At 60.7% G+C, this 18,806-nt stretch carries 16 protein-coding genes and 2 pseudogenes; 7 read left to right on the top strand and 11 right to left on the bottom strand.

Annotated features, from left to right (window positions below):
• Window positions 1-25: 25 nt before the first annotated feature.
• Window positions 26-781, bottom strand: a complete 756-nt coding sequence (locus BT115_RS16955) for a hypothetical protein (protein WP_072323824.1) — start codon at window positions 779-781, stop codon at window positions 26-28.
• Window positions 782-1,360: 579 nt separating this feature from the next.
• Between BT115_RS16955 and istA the strand changes: the two genes are divergently transcribed.
• Window positions 1,361-2,872, top strand: coding sequence for an IS21 family transposase (gene istA / locus BT115_RS16960; RefSeq protein ID WP_072323825.1), 1,512 nt, complete (start codon window positions 1,361-1,363; stop codon window positions 2,870-2,872).
• A gap of 8 nt (window positions 2,873-2,880) precedes the next feature.
• Window positions 2,881-3,681, top strand: coding sequence for an ATP-binding protein (locus BT115_RS16965; RefSeq protein WP_072323826.1), 801 nt, complete (start codon window positions 2,881-2,883; stop codon window positions 3,679-3,681).
• A 57-nt stretch (window positions 3,682-3,738) separates the two neighbouring features.
• On the opposite strand, the gene BT115_RS16970 is transcribed toward BT115_RS16965, so the two are convergent.
• Window positions 3,739-4,431, bottom strand: a complete 693-nt coding sequence (locus tag BT115_RS16970) for a hypothetical protein (RefSeq protein WP_072323827.1) — start codon at window positions 4,429-4,431, stop codon at window positions 3,739-3,741.
• A gap of 800 nt (window positions 4,432-5,231) precedes the next feature.
• Window positions 5,232-5,585, bottom strand: coding sequence for a hypothetical protein (locus BT115_RS16975; protein ID WP_072323828.1), 354 nt, complete (start codon window positions 5,583-5,585; stop codon window positions 5,232-5,234).
• Window positions 5,586-5,969: 384 nt separating this feature from the next.
• On the opposite strand from BT115_RS16975, the gene BT115_RS16980 reads away from it, so the two are divergent.
• Complete coding sequence (locus tag BT115_RS16980) at window positions 5,970-7,085, top strand: DUF4062 domain-containing protein (RefSeq protein ID WP_072323829.1); 1,116 nt, start codon at window positions 5,970-5,972, stop codon at window positions 7,083-7,085.
• Here BT115_RS16980 and BT115_RS16985 read toward each other — a convergent pair.
• The 7 genes from BT115_RS16985 to BT115_RS17015 form a co-directional block, all read right to left on the bottom strand.
• Window positions 7,066-7,563, bottom strand: coding sequence for a hypothetical protein (locus tag BT115_RS16985; RefSeq protein ID WP_072323830.1), 498 nt, complete (start codon window positions 7,561-7,563; stop codon window positions 7,066-7,068). The two genes, BT115_RS16980 and BT115_RS16985, sit on opposite strands and share 20 nt — an antisense overlap.
• A gap of 379 nt (window positions 7,564-7,942) precedes the next feature.
• Window positions 7,943-8,569, bottom strand: coding sequence for a hypothetical protein (locus BT115_RS16990; protein ID WP_072323831.1), 627 nt, complete (start codon window positions 8,567-8,569; stop codon window positions 7,943-7,945).
• A 108-nt stretch (window positions 8,570-8,677) separates the two neighbouring features.
• Complete coding sequence (locus BT115_RS16995; RefSeq protein WP_072323832.1) at window positions 8,678-9,664, bottom strand: phospholipase D-like domain-containing protein; 987 nt, start codon at window positions 9,662-9,664, stop codon at window positions 8,678-8,680.
• 392 nt (window positions 9,665-10,056) lie between these two features.
• Complete coding sequence (locus BT115_RS18520) at window positions 10,057-10,242, bottom strand: hypothetical protein (protein ID WP_143144617.1); 186 nt, start codon at window positions 10,240-10,242, stop codon at window positions 10,057-10,059.
• 158 nt (window positions 10,243-10,400) lie between these two features.
• Window positions 10,401-11,996, bottom strand: a complete 1,596-nt coding sequence (locus BT115_RS17005; RefSeq protein ID WP_072323834.1) for a MobA/MobL family protein — start codon at window positions 11,994-11,996, stop codon at window positions 10,401-10,403.
• Window positions 11,997-12,203: 207 nt separating this feature from the next.
• Window positions 12,204-12,557 (bottom strand): hypothetical protein, encoded by a 354-nt coding sequence (locus BT115_RS18525; protein ID WP_143144618.1) that lies wholly within the window; start codon window positions 12,555-12,557, stop codon window positions 12,204-12,206.
• A gap of 280 nt (window positions 12,558-12,837) precedes the next feature.
• Window positions 12,838-13,713 carry a potassium channel family protein gene (locus BT115_RS17015; RefSeq protein WP_072323836.1) on the bottom strand — a complete coding sequence of 292 codons (876 nt, stop codon included), beginning with the start codon at window positions 13,711-13,713 and terminating at the stop codon, window positions 12,838-12,840.
• Between the two features lie 183 nt (window positions 13,714-13,896).
• Here BT115_RS17015 and BT115_RS17020 point away from each other — a divergent pair, with 183 nt between their 5' ends.
• The 4 genes and pseudogenes from BT115_RS17020 to arsC all read left to right on the top strand — a co-directional run bounded on the left by BT115_RS17020 (window position 13,897) and on the right by arsC (window position 17,902).
• Window positions 13,897-16,773, top strand: coding sequence for a DNA methyltransferase (locus BT115_RS17020; RefSeq protein WP_072324023.1), 2,877 nt, complete (start codon window positions 13,897-13,899; stop codon window positions 16,771-16,773).
• Between the two features lie 211 nt (window positions 16,774-16,984).
• A complete protein-coding gene (locus BT115_RS17025) occupies window positions 16,985-17,233 on the top strand; it encodes a hypothetical protein (RefSeq protein ID WP_072323837.1) in 249 nt (82 codons plus the stop codon).
• 120 nt (window positions 17,234-17,353) lie between these two features.
• Window positions 17,354-17,635: pseudogene (locus BT115_RS19005) on the top strand (hypothetical protein); the annotation flags it as partial.
• Window positions 17,545-17,902 (top strand): annotated as a pseudogene (gene arsC, locus BT115_RS17030) (arsenate reductase (glutaredoxin)). The pseudogenes BT115_RS19005 and arsC, both read left to right, overlap by 91 nt.
• A gap of 219 nt (window positions 17,903-18,121) precedes the next feature.
• Here arsC and BT115_RS17035 read toward each other — a convergent pair.
• The gene (locus tag BT115_RS17035) at window positions 18,122-18,805 is read right to left on the bottom strand and encodes a hypothetical protein (protein WP_072323838.1); all 684 of its coding nucleotides are present in this window, start codon (window positions 18,803-18,805) and stop codon (window positions 18,122-18,124) included.
• Window position 18,806: the final 1 nt, after the last annotated feature.

Here is an 18,806-nt window from a genome sequence, read left to right on the forward strand (position 1 = left end):
GAGAGAAAGCCCCGTGCGGACTCATCTATTGAAGTATGACTTCGACGGCCTTGTAGGCTGCGTAGCCGAGTGCCAACGCCTTCTGGGTCTTGGCAGCCACGTCAATGGTCTTTCCTACCGTGGTCCACGTGCGCTTCAGCATGCCAAGCACTTTCTCGCGGATTTCGGGATCGGCGTCGGTCGTCTTATCAGCATCCTCCGCAGCCAGATACCCCAGTTGGCCCGAGGCCGCCAATGCGGCCTCGATGAGCGACTTCACGCCCTTAATGGGGAGCGCATCGAGGGCGGCTTGGAGCAAATCGATATGGCGCTGAACCAGATGCCGCAGGTGATCGGGTATATCCGCTTGGGCTACCAGCGCCTTGAGCTCGGCCACCAGGTTCTCCAACGCCTTTATGCTTTCGGGACTGACGCGCTCCTCCTCATTGGGCAATGCCTCGGCACAGTATTCGAGGCCGTTTCGCACCGGTTCCGAGCATGCACCCTTGATCGAACGAGCTTGCCCACCAATGGCCGTCGGCGCCGAGGCGTTCCGCATGCCCTTCGCCGGCTTGAGGTAGAGGTGCTCCGAGAAATGCGTGGCGCGCATTTGAGCCACCATCGCATCGATTTCTTCATTGATCCAAATGAGGCGCCGGCACACCTCGACGGCAGAGGTTGGCTCGTTAGGAAGGCCGAAAATATTCCCCCAAACCTCTAGGGTCGGTGCGTCATCCTTGGCGGCGGCAATTTTCTCGCTGATCGCGAAGAGCCGCGATGCGCTGTTGATGTGCTTGGGCATGCGATCCAGTCCATGTGCGATGACCCTAGCGTAAGCGTCACGGCCCATGACCGTAAACATTGACCGGCGGATGCACCTGACGTGTCCTTCGGTCTTTCACCAACCCTGCCCGCCTCCGTCGACGCACAATTGCTAAGCATTTTCGGCAGCAAACTGCAAATGCCTCGTCTGTCCCATCGTATTCGACAATTCCGAAAAATTCCGAGCACCCAAAAACTGAACCGCCTCGAAGACTTATCAGGGCCTCCCGTCGACGTCGACTTAAGACCTCGGATTAACGTGGGTAGTTGACGTTCCGCCCGTTTGGACTAGGTGTGGGAGGCATTTTTTTGCCTCTTCATTCCCTGCCACAGGACTTTCGCTCATGACCTGACCGCGCAAACGGCGGACATAAAAAACGAGCCAGGCGCGCTCACGCCTGACCCGTTGATCGCAGTGAACTGACAAGCCGCTGCTGATCTGAACCTAGGGCCGCCATCCCAACCTGTCAAGAGCCCCCCTGCCGGGGGCGCGGGCACCTTTTGCCCACTTATTTTGACGCGTCGCACGGACTGCGACGCCCCAGCACAGGACTGCCCAATGGCCCGTTCCATGACCAAACAGCGCGCCGCGCTGAAACTCATCCTCACCACCCGCCTGACCAGCCGCGAAATCCAGGCCGCTACCGGCTTGTCCAAAAGCGCGGTGTGCCGCTACCGCAAGGCCGCTCACTTCAAGAAGCTGACCTGGGCTACGGTCGAGCCATGGCCGGTCGCGCAGATCGACGCTGTTCTCAACAAGCGCCCCGGCGGCGGCAAGGTCTTGCCCGCGATCGACTACGCCAAGCTGTGCGACGAGCTGGCGGCCAAACGCATGCCGCTGATGGTTTGGTATGTGGACTACCAGCGCCAGGCGTATCCGCACCACCGGTCCTACTCCAGCATCGCCAAAGGGCTTCGTGCGTTTCGGAAGACACTTCCGACCTTCATGCACATGCAGCACAACCCCGGGGAGCGGATCTCGGTCGATTTCTCAGGGCACGTGCCGCACTACATCGACCTGAAGACCGGCAAAAAAGTGAAGGTCGTGATCTTCGTGGGCAGCTGCGATGCCAGTTCGTATTTTTTCGTCAAAGCGATTCACGCGCAGTCCATCCCGGAGTTCTTGCGCGCCCATGCCGACATGCTGGTCTTCTTCGGCGGCGCGCCTGCCGTTTTTGTCCCCGACAACGCCAAGTGCGCCGTCGTGAGACCCGGCACCGACCTCGAACTTCAACGCAGCTACGAGGACCTAGCCAAGCACTATGGCGTAACGATTCTTCCAGCGCGGCCGCACCACCCAAGAGACAAAGCCGTGGTCGAAGCGAGCGTCAAGATCTTCAAGAATCAGATGCTGACCCGGCTTCGGAGTTTCACTTTCTACTCCATCGATGAGATCAATGAGCGCATCGCCGTGCTGTTGGAAGATGCCAACAACCAACCGATGTCCAACGGGATGCCCTCCCGCCGCCAGCGCTTCGAAACCATCGATCAACCCGCACTTCGTCCACTGCCACCCGAGCGCTACGTCTACGCCGACATCAAGCCGAAAATCCGGGTGGACGGCGGCTATCACGTCCTGGTGCTGAAGCACCGTTATTCCGTGCCGCACCGCCTGACCGGTCAATACGTATCGGCCCGCATCACTGACGACGCGGTGGAGCTCTTCCACGAAGGGAAGCAGGTGGCCCACCACCCGCGCAGCCACGCGACGGGGGGACTGACGACCGACCCGAGCCACATGCCCGAGTCACACCGTGCTCAGGCCGACCGCAACCCAGACGGCCTGAAGGCCTGGGCCAAGACCGCAGGCCCGCACATCGCCCGCTTCGTCCAACTTCAGTTCGAGCAGGAGCGCTCGTTCATGGGACTTCGCCCAGCGGATCGGGTGAAAACCCTGGTGGGCAAATACGGCGCTGCCCTCGTGGACCGCGCCCTGGCGGACTGCCCGGATCTCAAAACCGCCAACGTTACCGATCTCCAAAGGAAGCTCTCCGTCATGGCCAAGGAAGGTGCCAAGACCCCCGCACGCCGTTCGAGTAACGCGCGCGGGTCCCACTCCTTCATCAACTAGAGGTTTCCATGCGTGATCATGTTCAAGCGCTCCGCACCCTCCACCTCCAGGGCATGGCCGATGCCCTGGAGGCATGGCAAGCCGATCCCCTCAACGTCGACCGCCCGCTATCGGAGGCATTGGCTTATCTGATTGACGGGCACAGTCAGCGCCAGAACCAGAGCCGAGCGGACACCTTCTTCCGGCAGGCAGGCTTAGCCACGCATTACAGCGCCCACACCTTTCGCGCCAACCCAGCAACTGGCTTGAGCAGCCAACGGATGGATCACCTGCGCGGGCTCAGTTGGATCAAGCGTGGGCAGGCGGTGGTGATCACCGGACCGACGAACGCCGGCAAGACCCACTTGGCCGCCGGACTGGGGCATGAAGCCACGGTCCATGGGTTGCGCTGCGTGTTCGTCCGCACGCCGGCAATGCTGGACCGTTGCCTTGATCCGGACCTCACCATTGCTGCGCGTCGCCGCTACCAGAAGCAGCTGGCCAATGCCCCGCTGCTGATCATGGACGACTTCGCCACCGAATATGCCACGACCGAAAAGACCTACCTGCTCCGCCGGTTGCTCGACGACCGCGCCCGCCGGGGGCTGCCGGTGGTGGTCGCTTCGATCAACGCGGTCGCAGACTGGGATGGCTACTTCGAAGACGAAGCGGCCCGAGAAGGCATCTATTCCCGGCTCATCGATGCGGGCTGCCACCGGGTGGAGCTGAGGCGAAGCGCGCCGCCAAAGACCGCGCATAGGGACCACAAGAGAACGCGATCGCACGTCACGCGTTGCGTGAAGGCCCATAGATCCGTGGCAACGCCCTGACCAGCCCATCGACGATTGACTCAACCGGTGCGAGCGCGCCGGTTTGCCTTTCGTTGTTCACTGCTTTGCGGGGGGACTTTCCGCCCGCTTCAGCTCCGACAAGGGAACCACGACAGCGTGGTTTTCCGCGTAAAGCGCACAATACGCCGGGCCGCACTCGATCAGGCGGTAGGCCCGGTCGGTTTCCCCCTCATGAAGCTTTACGACTGCCCGGTCCTGGAACTGTTCCCTCGCATCGCGAGCGGCGGCTTGCTCACCGACGAGTTGGAAGGGTTTAAGTGAGAGGGCGATGACCAAGCCCATGACCAGGATGACCACGTAGGCGATCAACACCGCCAAGATCACCCTTCGTGCCCGATCGACCGGCTTCCAGGCATCCTCGGTTGGGAACAGCCAGCGGAGGGCCCGGCTTAGCCAGGCTCCGACGGGTCGCCCTGCGCGTCGCAGCCAAGCAGGCGCCGAGGCACGGGAGCCGTGGTGACGAGCCAACTGCCCCATCGAGCGCAGCAGCGCCAAAAGCACAGCGATGACGAGCAAGCCCAGGGTTGGTGCCAGGATGCCCAGCACCGTGTGCCCGATCCAAAAGCCCGATGTCGCACGACTGAAGAGTGCTAAGGCTTGGATCCATGCGGCCACCGCATAGGTCACGCGGGCAGACAGGTCATCGGGGAACAGTGAGGGTTCCAAATGGAAGGAACCCAGGTAGCCGAGGCGGTAAACCCGACCCGTCAAGAAAAACACGCCGGCCATCACGGTTGCCAGGATGGGCCATGCCGCCGCCGGGGGGAGTGCGGACGTCCAGCGGCGTCGCCCTACCCCTTGGGTCGATCGTCTTGCTTGCTGATCTGTGCCATCCACCGCGGGTCTCTCCTTTTAAGCCGTCTGGCGTGCGCCACGGCTGGGGCCACGCGTCGGATTGTATCGGCCGAGATGCCCGTTGCCTGAGGTGGAGGCGCCCTGAAGTCGGGAACGATCTCAGCATTCTCCCGCCGATGGACACCTCCGCTTGCGTGCGGCGGCGTCCCCCTCGCTCTCCGGAACCCTGTTTTTCAGGCGCCGCTGCTGTTGTTGTGTCCACCCTGCGGGAGCACGCCCGTCCCTTCGCGCAGGGAACAAACATCATGATAAGACTCGCACCCTGCCCTGGCGACGCCACCGGAAGCACGAGCGATCAATGACTTATGTGGCGGCGTCCGCGTTGATTGAGAACGCCCGTCCGCTTTGAGGAGAATAAACACCTGTTAGGGACACCCTTAGGTGGACAGCATTCCCTGAAAAGGCCGACGCGCCGAGCAGATCAACGCGGACCTAAAGGTGCCTAGCGCTGCCGGGATAACTCGCTCATGTATGCTGTTAGCCACCCGCGTGATCGCCTAGTCGCGCCCTGTGCGTATCGTCTCTTCCCTGCGATCAAGCAGAAGTCGAGTTCTCACAACGTCGCCTAGAAATGATGCGCTCTAGTTTTCGCTTCGTGCCTCCGTCTGCCGATAACACGGTCCACGTGGCCGCGCCGAATCGGGAGCAGGCAATGAGACGGCTGGCTGAACAGTTCAGGATCCAGTGACGTCGTCGTTCCCCGTGGGCTTAGCAGTTGCGCCACCTTGGGTGAACTGATCATCGAAGTGATTGAGGAACGTCTCGATCAGGTGCCCGTGGTAGTAGCCATAGGTCGTGACTGAGATGTTCTTTCCCTTGGGTCGGATGATGTTGAAACGAAGACGATCTTCGACAACAGACGCCTTGAACCAGGCCTTTTTTGCCCATTGCGGAGCCTTGTGGGTGAACAAGCCGGCACTGGTCTCCTCCCATGTGGTGATCTTTCCTTCCGTGTCGCTCTGCTGAATGCGATCGCGAAACTGCGCCAAGAGATCCGCGGCGTTCTCGGTCAAGAAATAAACAGACATGCGTTAGGGCTCCAATGCCAGGACGAAGGCCGCTTCCTCGGAAGCGACGGACCTCGGCATTAACGCAAGCCTCAGGGCTCCGTGCAACGAACCCGGCATCGGCCAAACGGTGTAAGCGTGCGCCTACACAGGCCATCGAAGAAACCCTACGCGAAGATGCGGCATTGGGTGACAGCGCTACCCCGGTCTGTGTGACGGCTTTTCGGCACCAAATTGGCGATATGCACGCTACCCATCTGCGCCCAGCATTTTCTAAGCCAACGGCTGCATCCTTCGAAAAGGTGACCGCCCAAAGGGCGCTGCAGATATCTACATCTTGATCCGGATTGATGCCCGGGCAAGAGAGTGGGACTCGACCGCGGGTGGTCGTGATACAACAAGACCATGACCACCCGAATCTTTATCAGTTCTTTGATTAGCGGCATGGAGGCGGTGCGCGACGCCGCCCGGCAAGCCGTTCTGGACCTCGGCTTCGAACCCGTTATGGCGGAAGATTTCGAAGCTCAACCGAACACCCCTCAGGTGGCCTGCCTTACCGGTCTGCGCACGGCCGACGCCGTGCTGCTTTTACTCGGCGACCGATATGGCGAGGTTCAACCCTCCGGCAGGTCCGCGACCCATGAAGAGTTCGAAGAAGCGAGGGACCGAAAACCTGTCATCCCACTGCTCATGAAAGCGAATCACCGCGAGCCGTCGCAGTCGGCGTTCATCGAGGAGGTCGGGCGGTGGGAAACGGGCCTATTTCGTAACGAGTTCCAGGCCCCGGAGGAACTGCGCAGCCTAGCCGTCCGGGCGCTTCATCGCTGGCATGCGGGGGCCAGCGCTCCGACAGTTGACGATGAGGCCCTGCTTCAGATCGCCGTGGGAGCTTTGCCTGCTACGACTCGTGGCGGCTTTGTAGACTACAAACGGGCCCTCGTGATTTCCATCGCCGGCGCACCCCGTCAAGCCATTCTCCGGCCACGGCAAATGGAAGAGCCTGCCCTCGCCGAACAGTTTCTACAAGCGGCCCTGTTCGGCGAGCACCGCATCTTTTCGAGCACGCACGGCACGCAAACGAAAATCGTCCACGAACACTTGTTGATCACGCAACCGGACATCAAGGCCAGTGTGAAAGTTGGCGAGGACGGCTCGGTCGTCATCACGCAGCAGCTGGGCGATGGAAAGAACAGCATGATTGTGCTGGAGGAAGATGTCACCGAAGCATTGCTCAAAGGGCTCGGCTACGCTGATCTTATCCTTGAAAAAATCGATGCGACCCAGCGCCTCTCCCGGATCGCTATCGCAGTGCTCATAACGGGCGGAGAGAACGCCAACTGGCGCACACGTCAGGAACATCGAGGCCATGAAGGCAGCTATTCAATGTTTACGGCACAGCTGAGCGCGGCTCACTTGTCTCCACCGGCGCGGCCACGCGCAGCACTACGCTTTGAGCGGCAAGAGATTGCGGAAGACCTGATGATTCGGCTGCGCCGCCAATTCAATTCGGAGCACCGGTAGTCAGCCTTTGAATGAACGTGAAATCTGCCTCATCCCCCTCCCCCAGATTCACCGCCGTCACACCGCCCAACAGAGCCAACATCTGCGCACGAAGAGGATCATCCTCCGAACGTTGGGATTCGAAAGCCTCCTCCAGTGCCCGGAGCAGCGCAATCGAAAAGGCGAGGTTCTGATCGTCATCTTCACCGTCCACATCGAGTAGGCCCGTTGAAATGGCGTCATCGAAGATGTAATCCTGCCAAGTGGACAATGCCGCGCTGATCTCCCCACGCGCTGGTGATGCTTGAAAGTGACGCAGGCAAGCGGCCACGTCCGCGGCCAGCATATCGGGCAGCACATACGTGGTCAGGGCCAGCAGTCGCGCCCATCCGGCTGGAGTTTCGAGTGACTCATCGTGAACACACAGCATTCCCACGACCCACGGGCCAGCCTCTTCCCCGAACACCTGCTTTGCGTTTTCGTAGCTCTTCTGGTCCACGAGCCAATTCCCCCTATTAGTTGGGGTTCAACCTAGTCCGTGAAGCCGGTCTGTCAATGCCCGCCGCCCTATCGGCCACCTACGGTCGCGGTCAGCAAAACTTCGGACCAGAGCCTCACCGTTTGTGTTGGCGCCCCCCTCTCGGCCACCGTGCTCAAACGGAATCACTCGGTTATCCAACAGCATGTTTGATGACGCCGAGGCGCTCCGCATACGAGCCTTTGCGCACGCGCGCCTCGTTCGCTTGAATTACATCGACCTCAACCGTTCCACGGCAAAGGTCATCTCCACGGCCTTCTCAGCGATCAACCGACTCGCTCAGCATAGAAACGGTTAGGAGCCACCGATCCGCAGTCAGCGCCATGCCCTCGTGAGGAACTCAGTCGTTGGGCACGAGCGTGCGAACGTGAGCCATGATGCGACCCGCAAGGTGGAAAATGTCACGTCCCGCTATTTCGTGTTTCTCGGAAAGCGTGAAAACGTCCTCTTGGTGCGCGTGCGCCTTTGTTCCGGGATCGGGATATCGCCCCGCCCACACGACGAAGTGGGTCAGCACCTTCAAAACGGCGCGATCCTTTTCCGACAGGTCTGGGATGAACTCGGCCAACGCGTTCAGATCATGGCTACGAAACGTGCGCTCGCGCACCATAAACTCGTCGACACCCAACCGTATGATCGTCATGCCCTTGAGAGCCACTTCCAGGCTGTAGCCAACGAGCATCAGCGCGACCGCACAATATTGACTGTCGCAAATGCCGCGCACTTCGACGGGCATCGCATCAAAGGATGGCACGGTGCGAATCAGTGTGATGGCGGCCTCGGTAAGCGCCTGTGCCTGTGACAACCACAGCATCGGCGCCTTCAAGTCCTCCGGTGAAGGGGGCTTGGTAGGGTCGGCCTGCCCTCCGTTGATTTCTTGGAGGGTCGCCCAGCGCGTCCATGCGAGGGCCGCATAGCCAGCCGGGTCTTGCTTGAACTTTTCGCGGTTGGGCAACAACACGTCCATCGTGAGAGGTTTCCAAGTCGAGCGACAGGGCAATTTGCCATCCTTGTTCACGGGACCCCATAGAGCCTCGCCCTAAAGCGGCTGCGGGCAGTGTGAACAACGTGCGTTTCAGGCCTTGGAACGCTGAGCTATAACCTTTTCTGCAAATGCCCCCAGGTCCATACACATCCCACCAGCGGCATGCCAGCGCTTCGCCGGGATCGTGGCCTTCACTGCCATCAGCGCTTTCGCCCATTGCCGGATATTGCCTGGCCTAAGCCCATAGTCCAACGTCATAGCCGACACCAGGACTAAGCTCTTGTGCCGATTCAACCTTGGCGGTGAATAGACGATGTTGGGCTCATCCCATTCGAATCCTTGGCCCTTGTAGTCGCTGAAACAAATCAACGTTGCGTCTTTCGGAATGGCTGGCCAGTCCTGCCATCCCACGGCTTCCTGCCCCGTCCTCTGTTCATGGTCCTCAGCATCCGCATACCCCTTCGCGTCCCAATCCCATAGGGTTACCACCACGAAAATCCTGCGATTTCGATAGTCGTCTGGATTGCCGAGAGCAGCCGTCAAAATGTCCTTGGCATCGGTGCTGGCTCTTGGTCGGAACCTTTGCCGTTTCTTCCATTCGAGTTCGCTGGTTTTCAACTCGGACGGTGTGATCGGTCGACTCTCAGACCATTTCTTCTCAAACCACTGCTGCGTATCGCGCACCACGGCAGCGTCGTTGGTGCGCACCGCCAACTCATGCCAGCGGGTGCTCTCCGAACCCTCAGACCCCAAGCCATTGGCCGATGCGTTGGTGCTACCAATCACGACAGCATCGTTCGCGATGTAGGCCTTCGCATGGAGGCGCGTCAACTGCCGAACTTCGACATGGTCCAAGTCCATGAGCCGCCGCACCTCGGCCGGATTGGTCCCCCCGGACTGGAGCTCCAGCAACACCCGAATCGGCCTTACCTTTTCAAGCTTCAGCTCTTCGACGGCTCCCTTCCCCCAAAAAGCAACGGCCAGGTCAAGCGGCCCCCGAGCGTTCCTGACCCATTGCGCTAGATGCTGTTGGTTCTCGATGAGCTGATGATCGCGCTTGCGGTTGGAGGGGGGCATGGTCTTCCGCGGTCCCTGTTCCGAGGGTGATGTCAGAAGTATTCCTTCGCGTTCGTGGCATGTCCATGCGGGGCACCGGGATCAAAATGGCGTCGTGGTGACAGCAGGCGTCGGTTCGGGTCGAGCGCTTCTGTTCCATGGGCCGTGCCCGATGGCTTTCGGCTCCCGCTGGAAACATCTGCCCTCATCACGACACACCTTCTTTTCAGGGCCGCTCCCAAGATTCCCGAGGTTTGCCACTTGGGCTCATATCCGGAGGTGGAGGCGAGGACGCATCCCTGTCGTCCTGTGATCTTCCACCGCTGGCAACCTCGACAGCGTGCTCCTCTTTGGGTATCGCTTCCGTTGGCGCCGCCATCGGGGGCAGAGCCTAATTTCGACGGATGGTGGAATCACGGCATGGGCCTGCGTCGCCGCAGCGTCGAACGCATGGCGGTGACCACCGGCGCCACCCGCAACACTGCCTCATCCCCATGAAGCCGCAGGGCCAGCTCGGCGACCAGTTGCCGGACCGTCTCCCATTTCGCCAGCCGCACGGCCCCATTTCGATCGAGCGTTCGCCCGAGCAGATCGGACACTTGGATGCTGACGGGCATAGCCACCGGCACGCACGGAATGTCTACGCGAAGGTGAACCGGGCGCCCTGCCCTCGCCCCGCCCTCGACGCGGATGGCCGTGCCGGGCGGGCACCAGCGACGCAGGAGCTGCTCGGCCAGCTCCGGATTCGGACACAGGCTCACCCAATCCCCGGTCGCGGTCGCAGGCGGGGCCGGCCGCTGAAGTGATACGGAAGCTCCTCAGCAGCTTCCAGCGCCTCTTCCGCCGGTTCCGGTGGCAACGCCTGTTCGATCAGCGGACGCTGATCCTCATGGGCAACCTCGCGCAGCACCGGCGCAGCACCGGCGTCCAGTTCCCCCAGGTGCGCCAAAGCGAGCTGTAGCCGCACTTGTGATTTTGCCTGCAGCGCCTCCAGGTGCTTCACCCTTCTGATGCTGGCCTCCTCCTTCGCTCGCTCTCGCCGCGCCGCTACGGTGGCCTCCTTCAACCATTTGCGCTCCTGGGCTTCCTCACGTTCCAGCTCCCCGAGCGACGCTGGGGGTTTGGCGCCCATGAGGCCGTGAAAGCGCAGCCGCCACCGATGGTCTCGAAGCCAGCCCTCCACGGCAGCCTGGGCGGCTTCGTGCCGTAGTTTCAGATCGTCGATGTCGCGTTGGGCTTGCCAGTGGGCAAGCGTGGTCCGGCGATACGAGTCCTGAGCCACCTCCAGCCGAGGCACCACACCGAGGAGGACAGCGAGCACCCGCTGAATCCGACGAACGACGGCTAGCAGCTTCACGAAGGTTGGCCTGGTCGTCGGCACAGGCGCAGGAAGCGCGGCGGCAAAGCGGTCGACCAACGCCGCATTTGGCCCGAGGCTGCGACCGCGGGCCTGGGCCTCGCCCACCTCATCGGGGGTTTTGGCTAACTCGGCAAGCACGTCACGCACCAGTGTGGTGGGCGCCCGAGCGGCAACGAGTTCGACGACCGGTTTGTCGAGATCGGCGATCAATGGCGGACGCGTTCGAATCTGTCGGATCGCGTCGCCCTCTTCCGTGAAAAATCCTCGCCGCTCCTTCGCCGCAGCCGCTCGGCTGACTTTCGGCTCTCGCTTCTTATCGATGCCCAAGCGGGCATACGATCGATGGTCACGGTCGGGTGCCAAGCCAGCGTCGGTCAAGTGCTCGTTGGCGATCTGCGCCCATCGCTCATTGAGCATCTCGACCACTGGCCCCGACGTTCTTTTGTAGGCTAGCTCCGTGAACTTCTCACCGAAACCCAATGCGCTCGGAGGATCGCCTTCGCCAGTCCAGCATTGGATCTTTCGAGTTGGGAAATACAGGTGCGCATGAAAGCCCACTCCTTCGTCGCACTTGAGTTCGCCCACGACGTCGCGCCCGTTATCGCGGTGAAGGCCCATGGACACCGGCGTTTGAAGCACGCTGGAGATAAAGCGCGCCATGTCTTCAGCCAAATCCCCGGCCTGAGCATCTGAAAGGCCGAGTGGAATCGGGATTCGGAAGTCACGCGCCAGTTGGGCATCCTTACGTTTTTCCGCGTGTTCCACGCGGTTCCATAGTTCGGCAGGGTCGGTAGCCCAAGGCGGTGCCCCCGGGGGCGCCACGGTCACAGTCCGCACGATCTCGTCGCCAGCCTCGCGCCGACTGTAGTCGTGGATGATCCCGGTCCGACGGTCTACAAGTCGGATGCCAAGGCGGTAAGCCGCGCCGGCCACAGCCGATTGGCCATGGCCGCGCGTATGCGTCGAAAGATGGGGGCGAGCGTGGATCGGCATGCTTCTTCCTTGAAGCGACCGACATTTTGAGCGAAATGTCGGTCGAGTAACCGTGGGTCACAGCGGCTTGTCATGTGAGACCGACGTCCTGCCGATCCCTCGCCCCCACACCGCTAATCAAGCGGAATAAAACGCTGTGTCAAGGGGGCGTGAGACTATTGCCCTTAAGATGGACACAGGCCGTCTCGGAACAAATACTTTCGATTTTCATTTCAGGTAGCGTTTAACCAAGATGGCTCGGCAACGCCACGCCAAGGCTTTACCGGCGATGACGCCGAGGCCCATGAGCAGCAGAAAGGTCACGACGAAAATCCCCTTGCCGCCCCACTCGCCCGGCGGCACGTGATTCGCGACTTTCCACACACCCGGGCCGACGTCGTGAAGCACGAGTGTTCCGCCGCCAGCCCAAAGGGCACTCACAAGCAGAAGCCCCAGGACCAGCCACGACGGAAGGTCTTCCAGGTTCTTCGTTGACCGACTAGGGCGGACGATCTTTGAGCGCCCCTGGCTACGGGAGGGGGCTGGGCGTTTGGGTGTGTTGAATCGATATTTGCGGCGCATGAGAACTCCGGTGGTTGAAGGAGCCCCCAGCATTGCACGCCCCTCGCCGCCGCAAAGTTGGCCCGCGTTTGTGGAAGCGCCGTCCACTTCAGTCGACCGTTCCGGTCGCCTTCGGACGTTGCTCTACATGCCGGCGTCGCCGACATGTGCGCTTGATCGACGCGGCGTGTTGGCACAACACATAAGACGCGCACTTTGCTCTGGGGGTTGGTGACAAATGTGAACGTGGTGCTGGTTCGGCAAAGTGCCAATCGCCAGTCCGCCTCATTGCGGTCAGCCCTCAGGTCGCCCTGTCTTGCGGCGCAGTCGGCCGTAGCACCACGATGATGGCATTTTGGTCAGGGAGGCAACGCACCTCTTCTTGAAAAGCGGGCCAGTGGCCCATTTCGTTCTGACGGACCTTGATCAAAATCATCAGCTCTCGGATCAAGAAGTTCAGATCTTTCAAAGGGCGATCACCAACCGGCCGAAACTCCCGGTCGGCTCGACCGAGGACCAGGTCGTCCACGATGCCACGCTCGCGCGCCAGGGCTTCTTTCAAATGGGCGGCTTCGACGTTCGCCGCAGTGAGCTGGTCACCTAGCCGGGCCACCTCAGCGTCCCGAACGGTCACATCGAAGACCGTCCCGGACACCGGACGAGATGCCGCACCGGGCCGGCCCATGATCCACCTACCCACGCCTCGAATCCATCGGGATAGCCAGCGAAGCGGGCCTCCTCTGCCCTGCCGCGCTCCAGCATCGTCGGGGTCAGGATCGGCTGTGGCCGAGGGCGAGAGCGATGCGGCCAATATGGCCACGATCCAGCCGATCAACAGCAAACCAAACAGGGCATTGACTGCTGCCACCACCTTTCCGACGATGGATTGGGGCGAAAAGTCACCGAAGCCCACGGTGGTAATGTTGATCCAGGTGAAATAGATCGCATCACCGAACCGCTCTGAAAAGGTGCCTTTGAAGCAGTGGCCGCACGCGCGGTCGGTTTCAAAGGCAGTTGTAACAAGAGCGGAGACCAGGCAATAGCCCGTCAGCAAAGGCAACAACCGGACCGCTCGCCAAGCATTGACCCGGAGATCGCGGGCGACTGCCCTACGGTCCTGAACCACAAGAGCAAGGGTCGGTCCGCTAGAGACCTGTTCAATGTTTGGGGGTGTCATGGCAGGTCCTTTGCGGCATCAACGGGGGGTTGTTCTGGCGACCACACGAGGTGGTCGAAGGGCATATCGGCCACTCCGCAAAGAGCTTAAGTCGGATCCATCTGAGAGCGAATCGGACTGTCCTAGCCGCCGGGATCGCGAAACCGTTTACCATCGCTGTCAACCATAGAATCAGGGATGACCATGACCGAGCGAACTACCGCCCTTTCCCAATTTGTGGCCTGGTGCGCGACCCACATCAAGGGCGACGAAAAAGGCGAGGCCCAGATCTTTCTGGATCATTTGTTCCGCGCTTTTGGCCACGAAGGCGTCAAGGAAGCAGGAGCAGCCCTCGAAGAGCGCATCAAAAAGGCCGAGAAGGGGACGAGCTTCGCCGACCTGGTCTGGAAACCCGTCGTCCTCATCGAGATGAAGAAACGAGGGGAAGATCTAAACCGGCATTACCGGCAGGCTTTCGACTATTGGACGCGCCTGGTTCCTGGCCGCCCTCGCTACGTGGTGTTGTGTAACTTCGACGAGTTCTGGGTGTATGACTTTGAAACCCAGATGGACACGCCCGTCGACACGGTGCGCCTGAGCGAACTTCCAGAGCGGTTCGGACCCTTAGCGTTCCTGTTCCCCCACGACAACACACCGATCTTCGGCAACCATCAGGAACAGGTCACCCGTGACGCGGCGGACAAGCTGGTGGAGCTGTTCAAATCCATGACGCAACGGGGTGTGGAGCGCGCACTTGCGCAGCGGTTCACGCTCCAGGCCCTCATGGCACTGTTCGCCGAAGACATCGGGTTACTGGAACCCTACTTTTTCGCGCACCTGCTGCGGGACTGCAACACACCGGCCGACGCATACGACCTGATCGGCCAGCTCTTCGTCGAAATGAACACCCCGGGGGTGACCGGCGGCGGACGCTTCAAGGGCGTGCCCTATTTCAATGGCGGCCTCTTCGCGAGTCCGGCCCGGATCGAACTGACCCCAGGTGAAATAGATCTGCTCCGGCAAGCGTCGGACTTCCACTGGGGGAAGGTTAGACCGGAAATCTTCGGCGCCATCTTCGAGCACAGCATGGATGCCGAGGAGCGGCGAGCCTATGGCGCTCACTACACCAGCCCAGTCGACATCATGAAGGTCGTGGGCCCCACCATTGTTGAGCCTTGGCGCGCGCAGATCGAGGGCGCTACCACGTTGAAGGGCCTGGAACTCCTACTGGCCCGCATCGAAAGTTTCCGGGTGCTCGATCCGGCCTGCGGGTCGGGCAACTTCCTCTACATCGCTTACCGCGAACTCAAGCGCCTAGAAGCCCGCATCTACGAACGGATGGGGGAATACAAGAGTGTGGATGCTGCCCAACGTCCCTTCGGATTCGTCACCGCCCGCAACTTCTATGGCATGGACATCAACCCATTCGCCGTTGAGCTGGCCAAAGTCACGATGATGCTGGCCCACAAGTTGGCCATTGATGAACTCCACATCAGCGAGAACGCGCTACCGCTCGACAACCTCGATAAGAACTTTTACACCGGTGACGCCCTCCTGACGGACGACAATCAGCGCACCCCTTGGCCGGATGTTGATGTCATCGTGGGTAACCCGCCGTTTCTGGGCGCCAAACTGCTCAAACCCAAACTCGGATCCAAATATGTAACGCGCCTACGCCGAGCCTATCCAGAGGTTCCCGGAATGGCCGACCTCTGTGTTTACTGGTTTAGGCGGGCCGCCAACGCGTTGCCCGCCTGCTCGATTGCTGACCCCGTCGCGGGCCGAGCTGGATTGGTCGGCACACAGAACATCCGTAACAACGCCAGCCGCATCGGTGGCCTTGATGCGATCGCCAGAACAGGCACGATCGTAGAGGCTGTGGACAACCAGCCCTGGTCGGGCGAAGCCAACGTCCACGTATCCATCGCCAACTGGGCGCATACCAAGGACCCGGCTCTTCTTCCCAAGGTTCGTAAACTCTGGTTCAAGGCGGCCCCACAGAAAACACAGCGCGCCAAACGTGGCGCCGTTCGGATGGATAAGCAGTTCGAGCTCGATGTGCGGAATACCGTCCATATCAACTCGGCGCTTTCCGACCGAACCGATGTCAGCGCGGCGATGGACCTTTCAGCGGCTTACTCGACCGTGACAAGCCAGGGTGTCACCCCGGGTCACGATGGCTTTGTCATTGATCGGCCGATGCGAGACACGTTGGTTGAGGCCGGCGAAGGGGCGGTGGTCCGTCGTTATCTTATCGGCCGTGAACTCTTGGGTGGCGAGCCGATGGATCGTTACATCATCGATTTTGGTGAGATGACCATCTTGGAGGCCAAGCGCTATCCGAAGGCCTTTGCTCACCTTGAACGCACGGTGCTTCCCGACATGATCGAGAAGGCAAAGAAGTCCGGTGACGAGCAGACTGAACGGGCTACGTCTATTGATTTTTGGTGGCGCCATTGGCGCCCGAGGACCAAGCTGGTGAAAGCCATCCGCGAGCAAAGCAGATTTTTGGTCTGCTCGCGGATCACAAAACGCCCCATCTTCGACTTTGTGACCACCAGCGTCCTTCCCGGTGACGCCCTCCAGGTGTTTGCCCTGGAGGACGACTACAGTTTCGGCATCCTCCAGTCCTCCGCTCACTATCTCTGGTTCCACGCGAAGTGTTCGAACATGAAGTCCGATCCTCGGTATACCTCCGAGTCGGTGTTCGACACCTTTCCCTGGCCTCAAGCGCCGAGCGACGAGGAAATCCTCGACGTAGCGAAGGCCGGGCACCGGCTCCGTGAGCTCCGCCGAAAGGCAACGACCGACGCAGAGGGCGGACTCCGGGCGCTCTACCGGACCCTCGATATCCCGGGGCGCAACCCGTTGCGGGATGCCCACGATCAGCTGGATCGGGCGGTGCTGAAGGCGTATCACTTTGGCCCCGCGCCCGAGGTCTTGGAAGCGATCCTTGCCCTCAATCTCCGCGTAGCGGAACGGATTGCCGCTGGCGAGCGTGTTCAGGAACCGGGTGTGCCAGATGGATACGGGATGGGTGCCGCGCTGCTCTCCACCGATGCCTTGGGGAGCGTGCCTTAGAGAACGTCGCAGGATCGGGAAATGACCAACCCGGGAACGGCTGGGCGGATGGTCTGGCCTGCCTCCGTCACATATCTGAGATCCATGACTTTTTCCGATTCTCACGAGGATCGCAATTTTGATAGATAACCCACATGTGCCCCTTCGACGATCCCCGGCCGGTCCTGACGAAGACTCCGACGATCGATTCGGAGATCGTCTTACCCTGGCCATGGCCGGCATGATTCAGGACTGCCAGGCCGCCGGGGCCGCCCTCCTCCGTGGCGACCTCACCCAGGCCCTGGCCAAGACCCGGGTCGTCGAACAAGTAGCCCGCTTGGCCGACATGGGCGACATAGACGCGCTGGCCGCTGGATTGGAGCACGCCATCCTGGCGGCGGCCGAAGGGCGGTCTACCGGGGTGGGATTGGCTTTTGACCGACTGTCGAGGGCCCTCGACGACCGTCTGGAGCTGGGCTAGGAAAGCAGGTCACCACCCGCGCACGCGCCGCCGCTGGCGGCACAGCAGTTCGCGGTCAGAAAGCCCACCAGGCCGTCCACGGTGCCCAGGACCGCGCTGTAAAAGATGAAACGCCCGCCCCGGATGAAGAGCTCCCCGTTCTACGATCGGCTCGTGGACGTCATGGAGGAACTGATGAACTTCACCTATCTGGTGCGCGGGCGGGCCGACTACTTGCTGGACCGCTACAGCGAGCGCAAGGGCGCAGCGGAAGCGCTGGCCCTGGCTGCGGCCTCCGGCGCCGCCTCCCCCTCTCCCACCAAGGCCTGCCCATGGAAGCGACCATCTATCACAACCCCGACTGTGGCACCTCGCGCAACACCCTGGCGCTGCTTCGGCACCTCGGCATCGAGCCCACGGTGATCGAATACCTGGTCACCCCGCCCGACCGCCACTCTGATCCGGCTGATCGCGGATGCGGGCCTGACTCCACGCCAGGCGGCCCGTGAAAAGGGCACGCCGTTCGCGGATCTTGGCTTGGGTGAGCCTGGGGTGACCGACGATCAGATCCTGGACGCGATGCTGACCCATCCCATCCTGATCAACCGGCCGTTTGTGGTAACCGAACGAGGCACGCGGTTGTGCCGACAGTCGGAGGTGGTCTTGGAGATCACTCTCCCGCTACCGTAGCCGTTCACGAAGGAGGATGGGGAGGTCATAAGCGGAGGGTATGGGTAACCCAACGGTGTAACTCCGCTTCGGAGTTGGCCCGGTCCGATTTGACAGATTTCCGGTTTGCCCTACGGTGAGGTGTCAGAACGGAGACCGGTGATGGAAGAACAGCGTTTCAACCCAACATTCAATCGTTTCGCGAAAATATTCAGCGTGGTCATGCTGGCCATGTTCGTTCTATTGGCGCTGTTGAACGCAAGCCATTAGTAGGCTACTGCCTAGGTCTAACGCTGGCTTGCACAGCAGTGATGAAACTGCGGCCTTTCTTTGCATGGCAATAAGCCTCGCATGCTCCCGGTGAATGCTGGCAATCAGTGAGCCTTGAACCACGAAAAGCACTAGAAAAGATCCCGCCATGACGTAACTTGGCCACTTTCGTTCTGCGTCGCGTCGCTCGAAGATGCGACCGCTGACGATTACAGCCACGACGATGGCCGCGAGGCCGATCAAAAAAACCGACTCCTTCAAAATGGCCGGATACGTTTCCTTGCCGACGAAGAACACGACCAATCCGGCTAGAACAAAACCTCCGCTGAGCCAAAACCAGAAGGCCTCTTTGCGAGCATAAATATTCATCCCCGCGGCGACGGCCGCAATGGACGGAAACGCATAGGACAAATATTCCGATCGCTCGGCGTCGCTCGATGGGAACCCATAGGTATACGCGAACTGTCCAGCGACGAGCACCGTGATGATGAAAAGAAAGAAAATCAACGGCCCCTCTTTTTTCAAGCCGATTATGATCTCCTGCCAGACACCAGGTGTTGCCGGACCGACGGGCACATCTGGAACCGGCTGATCAGTCGGTTCGCCGTCCATCTTCGGACGGTCACTGTGTGCTATTTGGCGCTCATCTTCCATA

This window comes from Luteibacter sp. UNCMF366Tsu5.1 (assembly GCF_900119235.1).
GTDB classification, from domain to species: domain Bacteria; phylum Pseudomonadota; class Gammaproteobacteria; order Xanthomonadales; family Rhodanobacteraceae; genus Luteibacter; species Luteibacter flocculans.